16 protein-coding genes are annotated in these 17009 nt (G+C 66.2%); 13 read left to right on the top strand and 3 right to left on the bottom strand.

Going from position 1 to position 17009, the window contains the following annotated elements:
• Nucleotides 1–4: 4 nt before the first annotated feature.
• Nucleotides 5–1135, bottom strand: a complete 1131-nt coding sequence (locus AU195_RS03415) for a site-specific integrase (RefSeq protein WP_059157659.1) — start codon at nucleotides 1133–1135, stop codon at nucleotides 5–7.
• Nucleotides 1122–1676, bottom strand: a complete 555-nt coding sequence (locus AU195_RS26045; RefSeq protein WP_216636373.1) for a helix-turn-helix domain-containing protein — start codon at nucleotides 1674–1676, stop codon at nucleotides 1122–1124. Before AU195_RS26045 ends, AU195_RS03415 begins: the two co-directional genes overlap by 14 nt.
• Nucleotides 1677–2170: 494 nt before the next feature.
• Here AU195_RS26045 and AU195_RS25030 point away from each other — a divergent pair, with 494 nt between their 5' ends.
• The 12 genes from AU195_RS25030 (at nucleotide 2171) to AU195_RS03350 (ending at nucleotide 13225) form a co-directional block, all read left to right on the top strand.
• On the top strand, nucleotides 2171–2413 hold the full coding sequence (locus AU195_RS25030; RefSeq protein ID WP_082702952.1) for a hypothetical protein: 243 nt from the start codon (nucleotides 2171–2173) through the stop codon (nucleotides 2411–2413).
• 71 nt (nucleotides 2414–2484) lie between these two features.
• A complete protein-coding gene (locus tag AU195_RS03405; protein WP_059157657.1) occupies nucleotides 2485–3111 on the top strand; it encodes a hypothetical protein in 627 nt (208 codons plus the stop codon).
• Nucleotides 3101–3472: a DUF2742 domain-containing protein gene (locus AU195_RS03400; protein WP_082702951.1), complete on the top strand. Its 372-nt coding sequence runs from the start codon at nucleotides 3101–3103 to the stop codon at nucleotides 3470–3472. Before AU195_RS03405 ends, AU195_RS03400 begins: the two co-directional genes overlap by 11 nt.
• On the top strand, nucleotides 3469–5253 hold the full coding sequence (locus tag AU195_RS03395; RefSeq protein WP_059157655.1) for a hypothetical protein: 1785 nt from the start codon (nucleotides 3469–3471) through the stop codon (nucleotides 5251–5253). The genes AU195_RS03400 and AU195_RS03395 overlap by 4 nt, the downstream gene beginning before the upstream one ends.
• Nucleotides 5254–5377: 124 nt before the next feature.
• The gene (locus AU195_RS03390) at nucleotides 5378–5725 is read left to right on the top strand and encodes a hypothetical protein (protein ID WP_059157654.1); all 348 of its coding nucleotides are present in this window, start codon (nucleotides 5378–5380) and stop codon (nucleotides 5723–5725) included.
• Nucleotides 5718–6215, top strand: a complete 498-nt coding sequence (locus AU195_RS03385; RefSeq protein WP_059157653.1) for a hypothetical protein — start codon at nucleotides 5718–5720, stop codon at nucleotides 6213–6215. Before AU195_RS03390 ends, AU195_RS03385 begins: the two co-directional genes overlap by 8 nt.
• A gap of 126 nt (nucleotides 6216–6341) precedes the next feature.
• Nucleotides 6342–7172 carry a phage major capsid protein gene (locus AU195_RS03380; protein WP_059157652.1) on the top strand — a complete coding sequence of 277 codons (831 nt, stop codon included), beginning with the start codon at nucleotides 6342–6344 and terminating at the stop codon, nucleotides 7170–7172.
• 1256 nt (nucleotides 7173–8428) lie between these two features.
• Entirely contained in the window at nucleotides 8429–8629 is a 201-nt protein-coding gene (locus tag AU195_RS03375; RefSeq protein WP_059157651.1) for a hypothetical protein, read from the top strand.
• A 952-nt stretch (nucleotides 8630–9581) separates the two neighbouring features.
• Complete coding sequence (locus AU195_RS03365; protein WP_059157649.1) at nucleotides 9582–10013, top strand: hypothetical protein; 432 nt, start codon at nucleotides 9582–9584, stop codon at nucleotides 10011–10013.
• A gap of 51 nt (nucleotides 10014–10064) precedes the next feature.
• Nucleotides 10065–11054, top strand: coding sequence for a TIGR03885 family FMN-dependent LLM class oxidoreductase (locus tag AU195_RS03360; RefSeq protein ID WP_059157648.1), 990 nt, complete (start codon nucleotides 10065–10067; stop codon nucleotides 11052–11054).
• Nucleotides 11051–12730 carry an alpha-amylase family glycosyl hydrolase gene (locus AU195_RS03355; protein ID WP_059157647.1) on the top strand — a complete coding sequence of 560 codons (1680 nt, stop codon included), beginning with the start codon at nucleotides 11051–11053 and terminating at the stop codon, nucleotides 12728–12730. The genes AU195_RS03360 and AU195_RS03355 overlap by 4 nt, the downstream gene beginning before the upstream one ends.
• Nucleotides 12731–12739: 9 nt before the next feature.
• A complete protein-coding gene (locus tag AU195_RS03350) occupies nucleotides 12740–13225 on the top strand; it encodes a YkvA family protein (RefSeq protein WP_157531013.1) in 486 nt (161 codons plus the stop codon).
• Here the strand turns inward: AU195_RS03350 and AU195_RS03345 are convergent.
• A complete protein-coding gene (locus AU195_RS03345; protein ID WP_286149115.1) occupies nucleotides 13136–14416 on the bottom strand; it encodes a spinster family MFS transporter in 1281 nt (426 codons plus the stop codon). The two genes, AU195_RS03350 and AU195_RS03345, sit on opposite strands and share 90 nt — an antisense overlap.
• Before the next feature lie 265 nt (nucleotides 14417–14681).
• Here AU195_RS03345 and AU195_RS03340 point away from each other — a divergent pair, with 265 nt between their 5' ends.
• Nucleotides 14682–17009, top strand: a complete 2328-nt coding sequence (locus AU195_RS03340) for a xanthine dehydrogenase family protein molybdopterin-binding subunit (protein WP_059157734.1) — start codon at nucleotides 14682–14684, stop codon at nucleotides 17007–17009.

Here is a 17009-nt window from a genome sequence, read left to right as displayed (position 1 = left end):
GCCGCTACTGCAGTCCGGTGGGCCCGCCAGACACCCGCCGTGCCCACATTCTGCCCACACTCTCGTCTAACTTGTCGGCAACTGCAGTGAGGTCGGAGTCGAACAAATCGGCGTACACGTCCAATGTCATCGCCGCCGAAGCGTGCCCCAGCATCCGCTGAACGACCTTCACGTTGGCGCCCGACGAGATCGCCAACGACGCTGCCGTGTGGCGTAACGCGTGAGCGGTGACCCGCGGGAACGTCTTGTCCGCCCTCCGGCACCGGTCCACCGCACCTGACAACCAGGAGTCGTGCGACGACGGCGGCCCAAGATAATCCCCGGTCCTGGACGACCAGATCAGATCCTCCCGCGCCTTCCCCCGGCACGTGGCCGCCAGCTCGTCGACGACGAAACCAGCCAAGGCGACCGTGCGATGCTCCCCCGATTTCAGGGTGCCGACATGCACGCGGTTGTTGACCGTGACCGCGTTCCGGTGGAGCACCACCCGACGCTTTAAGAAGTCGACGTCCTCGACCCGAAGCGCCGCCGCCTCACCCCACCGAAGACCCGCCGTCCCCAGCAACAGCACCAGCGACTGGTATCGGCCGGCCTCCACCGCGAGCGCCTGGAGCTGCTCGGCGGTCAAGTAGATGTTCTTCCGGCGAGATCGACCCGGCAGCTTCACCCCACGTGCCGGGTTCGCTGCCAGGCGCCGGTCGCGTACGGCGTCGTCGATGATCCTGGCGAGCACAGAGTAGGCCGTCTGCACGATCACCGCACCACGCTGAGACGCCATCTCGGACACCCACGCCTGGACATCAGTATGAGTGACATCGGCGACCCGGACCCGCCCCCAGCGGGGCTCGACGTGGATACGCCACGCCGACTCGTACGACCGGAACCCGCTCGGCTTCATATGGCCTTGCTGGCGCTGCAACCAGAGCGGTCCCAACTCCCCCACCGAGATCTTCCCCAACGCTGGCGCTACGTACTCGCCACGCAGCTTCGACACCTCGTTCTCGGATAGCCATTGCTCGGCGTCACGCTTGGTCTTGAATCCACGCTTGTCGGTCTGTCGGCGGTCAGGCGTTCGGTATCGAACTCGATATCGCGTTGCACCGGAGGATGTCTCGTACTTCTCAATCGTCGCCACGGGTGTACTTCTCCTGAATCGCCTTGAAGCGCCGTTCGGCGTCTTCCCTCACGTCTGGATCGCCCGATTGCCTGTCTCTCTCGACCTTGTTGAGCTCAAGCAGCGCGATCGCACCCTCGGCGAACTGTTCCCATCGCCACGCAGGAGCGCCAACTCGCATGAACTCAAGCAACGCGACAGCCTTGTCCTCGGGCTCCCCCAACTGCTTATCCATCCGCAGCCACTTCCAGAGATCCTCAGCGGAAATGGGATCAGACAAGCCTGTCGCGGTAACCAAGTCGTTGCGGTCCGCAACATTCGTTGAGAGCAAGCCGATCGGTGAGACACCAAGTGCCACAGATAAACCGACCAAGTCGTCGACCGTCACCTTCCGGTCCCCATCCTCAATGCGCCGGACTCCGACCGCACTGATTGGCCACCCGACCGCGGTCAGGCGCTCCGAAACCTCGGTGAAGGTGAGATTCAGATAGGTGCGAATCTCCCGCAATCGCGCAGCCACCGTCTCACCCGTCGGCCCACGGGCCGCTTCTTTTCCTGCCACGGCGCCCATCGTCCACTGTCAAAGAATGGCAGTCAAGCTGCAGTTGTTGACACCGGCCATCCAGTGTGATCTTCTGTAGGGGCACTGCCATCTTTAAACAGTTCACCGACAGTTCTGAACAGATTGGAAAGAGATGCCCGACCTCCTCGCCCCAGAAGATCTACCGCCGCTGGCAACACCTGCCCAAGTGGCTGCCGTCATGCAGACCACGGTCGACGCCCTATCCCAAGACAGGTACCGCCGCCGCGGGCTCCCTTGGATCAAAGTGTCGGGTCGAGTCCGATATGCACGCGCCGACGTTCTCGCCTACCTGGCCGCCAACCGGAACGGCGGTGACGCCGCCTAATGCGCGAACTGCCGCAGGAGGACCACTGCGACCTCGGGTTGATCGATGACGACCGAACCCCGGATATGCGAAAGGCCCCGGTTGCAGCCGAGGCCCTTCGGAAAAACGACCACCCACCAGTCACCACAACCGAAGGAGATCTAGGACTATGAAACCACAAGCCCGCCCCGACAGACCAGAGCCGGCCGCTGCCCGGCGGATCCTAGAGAATGCCGTCAATCGGGTGGATCTTGTCCGCGCCGACCTCAATACGGTGTTGCGTGAATTGTCCCCTGACGTTCCGCTCTTCGCTGTCGTCGACCTGGTAACCGCACTCGGTCACCTACGCCAGGCTGCTGTGCTGGTCGATGGAGTTGCCGACGCTCTCGAAGCCGTGGAGGTGCGGCGATGAGCACACGTCGACAGGCACTCTGCTGCGAGTGCGGCAACGTCCGCACCTGCCAACGTCCGCGGAACTACCGCATGGAGAACTACTGGTTCAACTACCCCATCAACAACGACTGGCACCGGGAGGTTGGTGATCTTAAGTGCTCGGCGTGCAGACGAATCACCCGACACGCACTGCTGCAGCCGGACAATTGCTACCGGGACCACGCTGAGGTGCTGCAGCAGCTCGCACTCGGGTTTAGCAACAACGGGCACTTCTCCGAAGAGCGACTCGCTGACATCCGGCGGACGTACCGGGAGGCATTCCCACGCAATCCGTTCACCCGCCACAAGTGGTGGAAATCCGTGGAGGACGACGCCCGTGCGGCCGGCCGAACCGAGTTTCCGGCCATGTGCGGCGAGATGCTCGAGGTTCCCGAGGAGCGGTACCCCGGTGCAGATGTGACGGAGATGAAGGCGCCCAGCCAGATCGACGACCCCGACGAGTTCAACTTCGAACGGCTCGATGTCGAAACCGGCATGTACTGGGATGTCGGAGATTGCGTCAACTGCCTTGTGTATCGCAATGCCTGGCTGGTGAACAAACGACGCGACGAACTGCGGGAACTGTTCATCAAGTTCGCAACTTTGACCCAGAACCTCGACGCCGCCCAGGTGGAGAAGATCTGGACCGTATTGCAGGAGATCCCCTGTGACCGTTGACCGCAATCGAGATGTGGATACCCCCGCCAGCACCGGCGGGGGGACTCCCCCTTCCCGGCAAGTCAATTGGTACGAAACCTTCCGGTACGCCGCGCACGTCGCCGCCCAACGAGGCGTTGCACTCGACCACCGCGAACTGCCCATCGCGGGAACGCTGCAGTGGTGCGGCATGGCCGATACCGACGCCCGCAAGCTGCTGTCCCTAATCCTCGGCGGTGTCCGCGAGGCGATCACCAACGATGCCCGACAAGACGCCGTCCGGGATGCAGGAGAGGCGGTGTGGGAGGGCGAGGACTGGTCTGACGCTGCTCGACAGCTGCTCCGCCGACGCGAGATTGACGATTTGAGGAACGCCTCGTGACCGACAATGAATCCGAATTCTGGTCAGCCACAGAACAGCTCAAGCTGATCTATCAGTGGGCGCGCGCCAGCTATGTCGCGCCGTGGGCGCTACTGGTTGCGGTCCTGCCTCGGGTGATCGCAACCACCGGCCCGCATGTGATGCTTCCGGGCCCACCAGCGCCGGCCTCTCTGAATATGGGCGTTGTGCTCGTCGGCCGCTCAGGCGCAGGCAAGGGCATTACTGACAAGCTCAGCCGCGTCGTTTGGCCCGCCAACATCCATGAGGAAGGGCTCGGTTCCGGACAAGGTATCGCCGAACTCTTCAAGGAGCAGAAGAACCCCGAGGACCGGGTAGATCGAGCGCTGATCACCGTGTCGGAGATCGACCACTTGACCGCGCTCAACGCCGGACAGGGGAACAACACCAGGGCTGCAGTCAAGGCGGCACTTACAGGTGACCGGTTGGGCAGCAAGGGCGCATCCGCGGCCACCACGCGAGCGGTTCCGGCCGACTCATATCGGCTATGTCTGTCCATCAGTGCGCAGTTCGGCCACTGCGGCGTTCTCCTCGATGACGTGTCGGGTGGCACGCCGCAACGACAGCTGTGGATGTTGGTCACCGACCCGGACATGCCCAAGGAACTCGGCCCGACCCCCAACCGTGTTCTCGACATTGCGCTCCCGGCGTGGGCGCTGAAGGGCGGTCAGGTGTTGATCCAGTACGGGCCGTCGGAGATCCGCGAGTACATCAACGCCGGTTTATGGGACAGCGGACGTGGGGCAGTGGAGGCCATCGACGGTCACCGGACATTGACCCGGCTCAAGGTCGCGGCCGCGTTGGCAATTCTCGATCACCGGATGGTCGTCTCCGCGGTCGATTGGGAGCTATCTGAGGTCATCATGGCCAAGTCCGACGCCACCCGAAACGCGGTGCTGGAATACGACCGCCAGGCGACCCGAGCGAAGGTCCGAGAGCGGGCAATCGGCCGAGCCATCTTCGACGAGATCATCGACGACCGACATGCCAACACCGTTCGCCGACGCATCAGGGCGGTCCTTGCCGACGGCACCATGTCGAGAAGCGATCTGCGTAGGGCGATGGGTAAGCAGCACTACCGAGAAGCGTTCGACGCTTTGCTGCCTCATCTTGAGAAGCTTGGTGAAGTTGTCATTGTTCCGGGGGATAAAGCACCTCACTACGCGCTCAACTCAGAGTTCACCGGTGAACCGGGGTTCACCGCGGAAAAGCCCATGTCAGCAGCGGTGAACCAGGAGTTCACCGGTGAACCGGCGGATAACGTCACAGACCTTGATTCCCGCAGGTCGGTCGTCGATTCATCCCGGCCGAAGGTTACTGCAGTGAAGTGGTTCGCCGAGCACATAGCCGCGCTGCAGGCGGCCGGGCACACGACTGTCCCAGCGTTTGCTGTGTACCAGGCGGGAGACGCCGCTGGCTACACGATGTCCACCCTCGCCAACGCAGCTAGAGCTCACCCCGACATCGCCGTCATCGACCGCACCGGCGGCAGGGTCACGTGGTCGATCACCCCCGACCGGCAGCACAACTACCGGCCCGTCCGCCAATGGCTTGACGACTACCTCGACACCCTTGGCCGCACCGAGGTCACCCCCGACGAAGTCCGCATCGCTGGGCAGGCCGCCGGCTACGGGTGGGACACCGTACGGGCCACCGCCCGCGACTGCCCCCGAATCCAGAGCGTCCCCGCCCACGGCCGCAGTAAGTCCAACCGGATCTGGCACATCATCAACCCGCCCACAGATGGGGAGGAATCCGCATGACGTGAAGGCACGGGGGATACCCCCTCCCCCCGGTCCAGCAGGGGCACGGATGGCATAGCGCCTGCCTGTCTGTACAAAACTCAAGACTTTTTCAAACCCTCGTTTCACACACATAGGAGTTGACGTGCACGAACACGACGAGCAAGACGATCAGATGCGCGAATGGGCGCGTGAGGTTTTCGGTAGCGCCGAACGCCCCCCGCAAGACATCGTGCCAACCCCCGGGTTGACGCGTAAGGCGCTCGAACGCCAATCCGCAGCGACCGGGAAGCCCTGTACGGGCACGATTCCCGGCAAGGTGATCTGCGACCCAGACGGCATACCCATTGGCGTCGAGGAATCCCGCACGGTGACTGGCATCTTCGGCGGCACCGTCATCACCGAGGCCGAGGCCGAACGGCTCGGTATCGCACCCGACGAACTCCCCGGAATCACCATCGTCCCCAACATGAAAGGCAACACCGATGACTGACACCCCGGACGCACAGGACGTCGACCCGACCGACACCCCCGCCGACGACACTGTCATTGAGGCAGACGACATGCCGGAAGCCGATCCGCTCGAGCCGCCCGACGACAGCGAGTCCGACGAGTCCGGGAACGGGAATCGGGAGGCCGCCAAGTACCGGCGCCGACTCCGCGACACCGAAGCCGAACGCGACACCCTCGCAGCACGTCTCGAAGGGATGCAACGCGCGGAAGCCGAGCGACAAGCCGGTGAACTGCTCACCAAAGGGGCCGCCCTGTGGGCCGGCGGCACCACTGTTTCCGATCTCCTCAATGAGCATGGTGAACTCGACTCGGGGAAAATCCAGGCCCGCGCCGCCGAGATCCGCGAGCAGTTCGGTATCCCGCAGCCCCGCTCCGGGCTTCACGTGCCCCGCGAGGGCTACAGCCCCGGATCGCCGGGACGCAGCGGCGCCGACAGCATGGTCAACGTCGTTATGGGCCGAGAGCAGTAGCATGGGATGTGGCAGGGGGGTTTCGGGCCTGGTGCTCGACCCCCGCCACAGACCGCCCCAGGAGGGCACCCCACGGCATCGCCAGCGGCGAGCCACCAATCCCGCTCTCCTGAAAGGCGATTCATCGTGGCTACTCAGACCACACCCACCAGCCCCGCCGCATGGCGGCCAGACATCACCGCCTACGTTCCCGACGACGTCATCCCCGACGCCCTGATCCTGCAGACCGCCACCGTGGTCGGCCGCATCGAAGGCGACGAACCCGCCGTCCGCGTTCCGTACGTCTCCGATGACGGCACAGTCGGATTCGTCGCCGAAGGCGCACCGATCCCCGACGCCGCCCAAGAGTTCGACGAAGTCGTCGTCCACACGAACAAGGTCGCCGCTCTCGGCAAGTACAGCTATGAGACGTTGGCGCAGCCCGAAGCCGCCCGCATGGTCACCAACTCGCTGCGACGGTCGGTGGTGCGGAAAGCCAACGCCGCCTATCTCGGCAACGCCGCCGCCCCAACCGGTCTGCTCAACATCACCGGCATCACCGATGGCGGCGCTGTCGACGCCGACCTCGACCCGCTCGTCGATGCCATCGCCGGCATCGAAGCCGCTGGCGGTGCGGCGACCAACATCATCGCCTCACCCGACGCGTGGGCGACCCTGTCGAAACTAAAGGTGACCGACACGTCGGCGCAGCCACTCATCGGCCCCGACGTCACCCAGCCCGGTCAGCGCGCCCTGCTCGGCGTCCCGGTGTCGGTGACACCAGCCATGCCTGCGGCCGGTCTGCTCGTCGTCGACCGCACCAGTGTCATCGCCGCGGTCAGCCCGGTCCGCTTGGCTCGCAGCGAGGACGCATTCTTCGCCAACGATGTCGTCGCGATCCGGCTGACGTTCCGCCTCGGCTGGGACGTCATGCACACCGACCGCATCGCCAAGCTCACAACCACCGTCACCCCCTAAACCGTGACGTGCACTGAGGGACCGCGAGTGCCGACTCCACCCTCGGTGCACGCCCGCCGCAAGGGTGGGGCCATAACCCCCAGAAACCGCTCGCTCGCCCCTCAGGGCATAGGCGGGCTTTCACACACAGAGGCCGAATTCCACATGAGGGGTGGGGGAGCAACCCCATTGCCACTGGTCAGTCGCCACTCAAGGCATAGGCGGACGCCCCCCCCTGACGATTTTTTTCAAAAAAAGAAACCGCTCCCTCTCTGCTCGCCTATGCCGTGAGTGGCGAGAAGGACACGTCGAGGGTGACCCGCCACCGGGTGTATTAGGGCAGGTCACGACGGGTGCGGGCATCACTCTCTGATCTGCTCGACGTGCACCGTCACCTCCGATGGCGTAGGCGGACACCCCCTCCGGCGTTTCCCTCCGCGCCACACCCCAGGCGGGCCAAGCTCAGCGCGGCAAGACCCATGGCCTCGCATGACGCCACTCATATGATGGAAGAGCGTTGCAAAGGGGAGACGCCGATGCGAAGTATCGGAAGCGGCAACAAGCCGGCTCGATGCCCTACCTGTGGTGGGGATGTCGAAGTGATGCCGGACGGGCGCTATGTTCCGCACGACAATTCCAGGACAGGCGAAAGCTGCATCGACCGCGGTGGACGGCGCCCTTTAAAGAAGAAGCCGCTTCCGGACAGTAAGGCCGACTTCGAAATCAGCAGCCGGTATAGCTACGTAGGAAATCCCGGCTCCGGCAAGCGCCGATAGCGCCGCCCCACCTACGCCATCCCCTCCCATCTCCGCACACTCGGCGCGGGTGGCATAGAGCTGCCAATGTGTACGAGCTTCAAGAGTTCTCTGGATGGTGGATCGCATAGACAACGCAGCAGACAGAGGGACCGGATCACCGTACGGCGCGTGACACCGCGTCGGGCGTTCCCCGGCCGCATCGACGAGCTTTGGGTACTTGACGGTGGCATCGAGGCGTTGAAGCCGCGCGGACGAGATGCGGCTGACGGCACGGTACGCAGTGCCGGTCATTGTCGGTGAATCCGGCTGACCGGGTTGCGTTTAGGCGAATTCCACTATGCGGGCGTCGCGTGCCCGTGCAGGGTGCCCAACAGCCTCTGATACGACGACGCCGCCAGGTCTGCTTGCAACATAGTCGAGGAACATCCCTACGGTCGCAGCCGCACCCGGACTGTCATCGCCGGTCAACTTGTCGTCCGGCAAGGCGATTGCACAAGTCTCTTCGATGAAGGAGGCGACGTGGACGCGACCGTCGCCGAGGACGAAGAGGTTGGCGAAGCCCCCGACGGCTCGCACCCGACCAAGCACGACGGAGAGCCGCTCCTCCTCGAGGGCAACGACGACCGGGTGCCCCCCGTCATCGCTGGTGACTGCGAGATCAACGTCGGCCAGGGCGCCATTAGCGAGGTTCAGGTTCACCTCATGACGGAAGGCGTCTAACCGAGAATTGTCAACCATTGTCACCCTCCCTTTCCTCGGATGATACGCGCACGCTCATCGGCCTCGTGGGCAACCGCGCTGAAGGCGCGTTGCACGTCAGCCACCTCGTCAAGCCTTGTGATGCTTTCCGGTTCGACACCGCTCTGGGGATGTAGGTGGCAGTGACCGTGGCAGCAGTCGAAGTGCTCAACGGTTGTCCAACCTTCGGATGCAAGCTCTTGTACGTTGACCACGAAGTCAACGAGAACGCCACCCTGCTTCCAGAGGAGGAACTGGATTCGAACGGTGTTTGCGTCGTCGTATGGCGTTTCCCAATCCCGCAAGACGCAGTCATCCCGGGGCGGGGGCTCGTACGCGCCGTGATCAGACTGCAGCTGCTCGCCGACTTCCCGTTGCGCTCGACGAAGCTCGCGCTTTGCTTGCTGCCCCCGGCGAGTCATGCTGCACACGATATCTATCGGAGGCGCTCAGGGCTGTTAAGGATGGTTCGGCCCGCCTCACGGCAACAAGACCAATGGTAGGACGTTGGCTAGAGCGGGTGGGTTCCGTAGATCGTTAGGTTCTACACAACCGCCAGTTGACCGGTGCCCGTCATCCCGCGAGATCTCGCCGATCGCCCACACCTTGCCCACAATTTGCCCACAGTTACAAATACCTGCAGTGATCTCGCGTGAGGCAAGTGCCCAGATAGAGCAGTAGTCGAGGCCCTGACCAGCCGCGAGAATACAGTTCAATCCTGACAGGGGGCTCCACATCTCGAACCCGGGTTGATTCGCCGCCGGTCTGGGTAACCTGCCGCTCGTGCTCAGTGGGGATGCAGTGGTGGCCATCGACGACTGTCACGGGTGTGGCTATCCACGGTTGGGGCCCGGTCTGTGCGCGCCGTGCCAGTCGTTCTCGACGCTGCCTTTCATGCGATTCGAGGAACGTTTCACCGGGTAGGACGGCCGACATGACAATCGAGTACCGCCGCATGTCCGGCGTCGTCGCGATCGGCGCCGCCGTCCTGTTCGCACCGCTCGCCGTCGCGTGTGGGAGCAGCGAAGAGTCGGGTGAGACGACCACCACCACCACGACGGGTGCCACCACGACGCGGCCGACCACCACATCGGCCTCGCCCGCGACGCCTCCGCCTGCGAGCCCGGCTCCGGGAACCGGTGGCGGTGCCGGGGTCCCCGGCGGCACCGGTACGCAGCCACCCGCACAACCCGGCGCACCCGCGGCGCCGGCCCCGGAAAGCGGCGCGACCACGCGGCCCGAAACGCCCACGGTCCCGCCCGGTGAGGGGCCGGGAGTGACCACCGGTGGCAACACCGAAGCACCCGGCATGGGTGACGGCGAGGGCGGCAGCGGCGATCCGGGCGGTACCGGCGACGAGGGCTGACGCCCTGGCAGCCGACGTTGGCGTCACCCTGTTCCGGGGTATGCCAGGGCGATGACCGTCATCGGCTTCCACTGCTCACACGAGCAGATCGACCCCGCCCAACTCCTCAGGGACGTCCAGCACGCCGAGCAGGCCGGCTTCACCGCAGGCATGTCCTCCGACCACTTCAGCCCGTGGAGCGAGCGGCAGGGGGAATCCGGCTTCGCCTGGGCGTTCCTCGGCTCGGCCCTGGCGACCACCGGTCTGCCGTTCGGCGTCGTCAACGCCCCCGGACAGCGCTACCACCCGGCGATCATCGCCCAGGCCATCGCCACGCTGGCGCAGATGTTCCCCGGCCGGTTCTGGGCCGCGCTGGGCTCGGGCGAGGCGTCCAACGAACGCATCACCGGGCAGCCGTGGCCGCGCAAGGAAGTCCGCGACGCACGCCTCGTGGAATGTGTCGACGTCATCCGGCGCCTGCTGCTCGGCGAGGAGGTGAGCCACGAAGGCCTGGTGGAGGTCAACCGGGCCCGGTTGTGGACGCTGCCCGAGGTGGTGCCCGACCTCGTCGGCCCCGCCGTCACTGCGCAGACAGCGGCCCGCCACGCCGCCTGGGCGGACGGGCTGATCACCGTCAACCAGCCGCCCGAGAAACTCAAGGCGGTGCTCGATGCGTACCGGGAGGCCGGCGGGCGGGGCCCGGCCCGGCTGCAGATCCACCTGAGTTGGGCGCGCACCGACGACGAGGCCATGGCCATCGCACACGATCAGTGGCGCAACAACGTGTTCGACCCGCCGGTGTCGTGGGACACCGAGACGGTCGAGGCGTTCGACGTCATCGGCGGCGCGGTGTCCACCGAGAAGGTCGGCGGCGCGGTGCGCGTCTCCGCGGATCTCGGGCGCCACGCCGAATGGCTCGCCGAGTACGTCGAGCTGGGTTGGGAGGAGCTCTACCTGCACTTCGTCGGCAAGGAGCAGGCCGGCTTCATCGACGCCTTCGGTGAGCACGTGCTGCCGCAGCTCGCGCCGACGGCGCCGGCGCCGAGCGCGGCGATCGCATGAGGAAGATCGAGACCGGAGACCTCTGGTGGAAGAACGCCGTCTTCTACTGCGCCGACATCGAGACCTTCTACGACTGGAACGGCGACGGCACCGGCGACATCCGGGGCATGACCGAGCGCATCGAGTACCTGTTCGACCTCGGCGTCACCTGCCTGTGGCTGATGCCGTTCTATCCGACCGCCCGCAAGGACGACGGCTACGACATCATCGACTTCTTCGGTGTCGATCAGCGCCTGGGCAACCTCGGCGACTTCGTCGAACTGGTGCGAACCGCCCGCTCCAAGGGCATCCGGGTGATCGTGGACTTCGTCATGAACCACACCTCCGACGCCCACCCGTGGTTCAAGTCCGCGCGGCGCAGCAAGGACGATCCGTACCGCGACTACTACGTGTGGAGTGAGACCGAGCCGCCGTCGAGCCCGTCCGATGTCGTCTTCCCCGACCAGGAGGACAGCCTCTGGGAGCAGGAGCCCAAAACCGGCGAGTGGTACCTGCATCACTTCTACAAACACCAGCCCGATCTGAACATCGCGAATCCGCAGGTGCAGGAGGAGATCTCACGCACGTTGGGTTTCTGGCTGCAGCTGGGAGTCTCCGGCTTCCGGGTTGACGCCGTCCCGTTCCTGTTCGCCCGCGACGGTGCGCCGGGAGACCCCGGGGCGTTCGACCCCTACGAGTACCTCGGAGACGTCCGCAACTTCGTCACCCGGCGCGTGGGCGATGCGGTGCTGCTCGGCGAGGTAAACGTGCCCTACGACGATCAGAAGTCGTTCTTCGGCGGCCCTGACGGCGACGGGCTCAACATGCAGTTCGACTTCATCGGCATGCAGAACATGTATCTGTCGCTGGCGCGCGGTGACGCCGGGCCCATCGCCGCGGCGCTGCGGGAACGCCCGCCGCTCGACGAGACCAGCCAGTGGGCGAACTTCGTGCGCAACCACGACGAGCTCACACTCGACAAACTCGGCGAGTCCGAACGTCAGGAGATCTTCGACGCGTTCGGACCGGAACCGGACATGCAGCTCTACGGCCGCGGGCTGCGGCGGCGGTTGCCGTCGATGCTCGGCGGCGACGAGCGGCGCATGCGCATGGTCTACTCGCTGGCGTTCTCGCTGCCCGGTACCCCGGTGCTGTTCTACGGCGAGGAGATCGGGATGGCCGAAAACCTGGACGTCCCAGGGCGCTTCGCGGTGAGAGTCCCCATGCAGTGGACCCGCGACGCCAACGGCGGCTTCTCCAGGGCCGCCCCGAGACGGCTCCCCCGGCCGATCACCGACGGCCTGTACGGGCCCGAACGGGTCAATGTCGCCGATCAGCGCCATGACCACCAGTCGTTCTGGTGGTTCATCCGCGACCTGATCTACACCTACCGCCAGCAGCCCGAGATCGGCTGGTCGACAGCCGAAGTGCTCGATCAGCCCAACCCCGCGGTGCTCGCGCACTGCTGCCGGGAGAAGAGCGGGTGGACCATGGTGGCGTTGCACAACTTCGGCGCCGACCGCTGCATGGTGCCGATCCAGATCGCGGACGCGCCGGAGGGATCGACGCTCGTCGATCTGCTGGACGGGTTGTCCGTCCACGAGATGGACGCGAAGGGACGGCTCGACATCGGCCTCGACGGCTACGGCTACCGCTGGTTGCGACTGCTCCGACCGGGCGACGACCCCATCATCTGAGGACTGACCATGTGGGAGTTCGCGATCGGCGTCGCCGTCGCCCTCGTGGTGACCTGGCTGGCGCTCGTGGTGGTGCTGATCGCCGTGCGGCCCCGCGACGGCCTGCTGCGCGAGGCACTGCGCATCCTGCCCGACGTCCTGCGCCTCATCCGCAGGCTCGCCGCCGACAAGTCGCTGCCCCGCGGGGTGCGGGTGCGTCTGGTGCTGCTGCTCGCGTACCTGGCGCTGCCCTTCGACCTGATCCCCGACTTCATTCCGGTGCTGGGCTACGCCGACGACGCGATCGTCGTCATGGCGGTGCTGCGCGGCGTGGTGCGGCGGGCGGGTCTGGAGGTGGTGCGGCGCCACTGGCCCGGAAGCGACGACGGGTTCCGGGCGCTGTGCCGGCTCACCGGATTGACCACCTCACACCGTGATCCGCCCCAGGAAGCGTCGACTGGCGACCAGATAGCAGACGACGGCCGCCACCTGCGCCACGGGAACCACGACCAGTAGCGCGCGGCCCAGCGCGGCGCTGCCGAGTTCTGCGGTCAGCGCATCGCTGACGAGGCCGGTGACGAACGGCCCGGCCGATCCGACCACCGCGCCGAAGAACAGGAACACCGCCGAGGCGGTGGCCCGCTGCTCCGGGACGACCAGACGCTGTATGGCGGCGATCGACGGCGCCATGTACGCCGTGCCGATCACGTAGCTCAGCGCGATGAACACGACACACAGCGTGGGACTGCCCACCAGGAAGGCCGCCACCGAGCACGGCAGCAGCACCGCCGTCATCGCCGCCACCAACCAGAGCAGCCACCGGGGGTCGCGGGCGGCCAACCGGTCGGCCACCCGTCCCACCACGAGGAGGCCCACGATGCCGGCCACACCGCTGGCGATGCCGTACCGCAGGCCCACCTCACCGATCGACATCCCGTGGGTGCGAATGAGGAAGGCCGGGGCGAACGTGGTGAGCGAATACCCGGCGACAGAGATACACGCCGCACCCGTGACGATGAGGACGTAGCTCGGCTCGCGAAGCAGATCCCACGGTTTGGCCGTGCGCGGCGCAGGCCCGCGGTCGAACGTGGGCATCGCCTGGCGACGTCCCAGCACCACCAGCACCAGCGGTGCGAACGCCACGCTGATGGCACCCATCACCACGAAAGCGGTGCGCCAGCCGAAGGATTGGGCCAACAGCCCGCCGCCGATGAGGCTCGCCGCACTGGCCAGCGGGATGGACAGCGTGATGACCGCCAGCGGGGCGGCTCGCCGTTCCGGAGCGAAATTGCGGGCCACGTACGCGTGGGCGGCGGGCGTGCTGCCCGCCTCGCCCACCGCCACCCCGACCCGGGTCAGCGCCAACTGGAGCCCGGACTGCGCGGCCCCGCCGACCATGGTCATCGCACCCCACAACCCGAGGCACACCGAGACGACCAACCCGAATGCGCCGCGGTCCGCGAAGCGCGCGATGAAGATGCCGAGCACGGCGTAGACGATGAGGAAGCCGAAGCCGTTGATCACCCCGATCGCCGTGTCCGACAACGCCAGGTCGTTCTTGATCGGCTCGGCGAGGACCGCGGGCAGGAAGCGGTCGGCGTAGTTGAGCGTGCCGACGACCGCCAGCAGCGCGACGGCCGCCCAGGCCCGCCGCGGTCCGTGCGTCTGCGCCTCGATCGGGGATGTGCCCTGCGTCGTCAGCGCCACGATGCGGAAGCCTGACAGACCGCGGTGCGGCTGTCAGGCGAATCCGTGCGCTCGACGAGGCCCGAGTTCGTCATTCGGGTGCGCGGACGACGCCGGGCTGGCACGCTGGGCGGTGAGTTTCCCTCGCCTCGACCGCGCTTAGCTGCGGAAATGACACTCTCCCTTTTGGGCAGATGTCTTATCACATACGATAACCACACTCTTGCTTCGTCCCGCGTGCACGACTTACGCGCAGAAGCACACCGACGGAATGGAGCGATCACCGATGACCGACACCGTCGCCACCCGCTACTCGGGCACCCGGGTCGCGAGGGTCGAGGACAACCGCCTGCTGACCGGTCGCGGCACCTTCGTCGACGACATCCAGCGCCCCGGGATGCTGCACGCATGCTTCGTCCGCAGCCCCTTCGCCCGGGCCAGGATCCACGGGATCGACGCCTCCGCCGCCCTGGCCATGCCCGGTGTGTACGCGGTGTACACCGCCGAGGACCTCAACGGCGACGCGGTCGAGGCCTGGCACGCCGTCGCAGGCAAGGACGTCCCCGACACCCCGCGCCCGCCCCTGGCCGAAGGCGAGGTCAAGTTCGTCGGCGATCCCGTCGCGCTCGTCGTCGCCGAATCCCGGTACGTCGCCGAAGACGCCGTCGACGCCGTCGAGGTGAACTACGAACCGCTGCCCGCGGTGGCCGACTTCCGCGCCGCGGTGAACTCCGAGACCGTCGTCCACGAGCAGTACCCGGACAACGTCGCAGGCGGGATGGGCGGGGCGCCACCGGACGAGGAGACGTTCTCGTCCGCGGCGTGCGTGGTGAGCGAGAACATCTACCAGCAGATGTACGTTCCCGTCCCGATCGAGACCCGCGGTCTGGTCGTCGAATGGGAAGCCACCACAGGCGAATTGACGCTGTGGGCGTCCACCCAGACACCCCACGAACTCCGTGCGTTCACCGCCCGCCTGCTCGGCATCCCGGCGCAGAAGGTCCGGGTCATCATGCGCGACACCGGCGGCGGCTTCGGGCAGAAGGTCGTGCCGATGCGTGAGGACATGGTCATCATGCTGGCCGCGCGCAAGGTGCCGGGTGCGCTGAAGTGGATCGAGGACCGGCGCGAGAACCTCATGTCGGCCGGACAGTCCCGCCACGTCGACGGCACGGCACGGATGGCGTTCGACGACGACGGCACCATCCTCGCCGTCGACATCGACTTCTCCCAGGACGTCGGCGCGTATCCGACGCCGTACCCGGTGCTCACCACCGCGGCGATCGGCATGTTCTTCCCCGGCCCGTACCGGGTTCCGAAGGCCAGCTTCAACTACAAGACGGTGTTCTCCAACACCGCGGGCCTGCACGCCTACCGCGGCCCCTGGCAGTACGAGACGCTCGCGCGCGAGATCATGTTCGACATCGCCGCGCGCAAGCTCGACATGGACCCGGTGGAGTTGCGTCGCAAAAACATTCTGCGCGGCGACGAGATGCCGTACTTCAACCCTAACGGGATGCCGTACGACCATGTCGCCCCCGCGGACACCTTCGAGCAGGCCGTCAAGATCCTCGATCACGAGGGCTTCCGCAAGGAACAGGCCGAGGCACTCGCCCAGGGCCGCTACATCGGGCTCGGCTTCTCCGCCTACATCGAACCCACCGGTGCGGCCACCGGTCACCTCGGCACCGAGGGCTGCACGATCCGGATGGAGCCGACGGGCAAGATCAACGTCTACGTCAACGGCGGGTCGACGGGTAACAGCCTGGAGACCACCGTTGTCCAGCTCACCGCCGATGCGCTGGGCGCCGACATCGACGACGTGTCGACCATCCAGGGCGACACCGCCGTCACCCCCTACGGCGCAGGCACGCAGGGCAGCCGGAGCGCTCCGATGACCGCGGGCGCGGTCAACGAGGCCGGCGCCATCCTGCGCGCGCAGCTGATCCGCATGGCCGCCCACCGGCTCGAGGTCGCCGAGGACGCAATCGAGCTCGGCGGCTCCAAGGCCTATGTGCGCGACGATCCGGCCAAGAGCGTGAGCTTCGCCGACATCGCCTACCGCGCGCATTACCAGCCCGAGCATCTCCCGCCGGGCGGAGCGGCGACGCTGGAGGCGACCGCGCGTTTCACGTCGATGGCGATGATCCACTGGGCCAACGCCACCCACGCCTGCACCTGCGAGGTGGACGTGGAGACCGGCCACGTGACGCTGACCCGATACATCGTCAGCGAGGATGTCGGCCCGATGATCAACCCGAACGTCGTCGAGGGGCAGGTGGCCGGCGGCACGGTGCAGGGCATCGGCGGCGCTCTGCTGGAGAGCCTGGTCTACGACGCCGACGGCAACCCGCTGTCGTCGACGTTCGTCGACTACCTGCTGCCGACGGCGACCGAGGTGCCGCCGATCGAGTTCGGCCACGTCGAGATCCCCGGCCCGGGCGTCGGCGGGTACAAGGGCGCCGGCGAAGGCGGCGCCATCGGCTCGACACCGGCCGTGATCAACGCGATCAACGACGCGCTCGCCCCGCTCGGGGTGACGGTCACCCAGTTGCCCGCCACCCCCGCGACCATCGTCGAACTGCTCGAACACGCCAAGCGAGAGGACCACTGA

It is taken from the genome of Mycobacterium sp. IS-1496 (assembly GCF_001499995.1).
Lineage (GTDB): Bacteria > Actinomycetota > Actinomycetes > Mycobacteriales > Mycobacteriaceae > Mycobacterium.
Note: the sequence above shows the minus strand (reverse complement) of the source record. Positions and strands in the feature narration are given on the sequence as shown.